The organism is Haloferax sp. KTX1, from assembly GCF_902410085.1.
In the GTDB taxonomy this organism is placed as follows: Archaea; Halobacteriota; Halobacteria; order Halobacteriales; family Haloferacaceae; genus Haloferax; species Haloferax massiliensis.
Genome location: NZ_CABPRH010000146.1, coordinates 1 through 463, shown reverse-complemented (window position 1 = coordinate 463; position 463 = coordinate 1). Strand labels below are relative to the sequence as shown.

Here is a 463-nt window from a genome sequence, read left to right as displayed (position 1 = left end):
AAACGCTGTTCGACGCCCTTGACGTGCCCGTGACACTAGTGAAAGGGAATCACGACGGCGGTCTGGAGCCAGTCTTGTCTGACCTCGACGCCGACGTCGAAGTGACGCCCGGACACGGCACCCGCATCGGCGCTGTCGGGTTCGCCCACGGCCACACCTGGCCCGCGCCGGACGTGCTCGAAGCCGACGTCGTCTGTGTCGGCCACGAACATCCCGTCGTCCGACTCGAAGACAGCGTCGGTGGGGCCCAGAAGGAGCGGGCCTGGCTCCGCGGCTCGCTGGTGAGTGAGCCCTTTGCCGAACAGTTCGACCAACCAGTCGAGAACGCGCCGGACATCGTCGTCTTTCCGGCGTTTAACGACCGCTCCGGCGGGACGTGGGTCAACGTCGACGGCCAGGAGTTCCTCGCCCCGTTCCTGCCCGAGGGCATGGCGGATACCGAGGCGTTCCTGCTTGATGGCAC

At 66.5% G+C, this 463-nt stretch carries 1 pseudogene; it reads left to right on the top strand.

The annotated features are described in order from the left end of the window. Nucleotides 1-463 (top strand): annotated as a pseudogene (locus FY251_RS21200) (metallophosphoesterase); the annotation flags it as partial.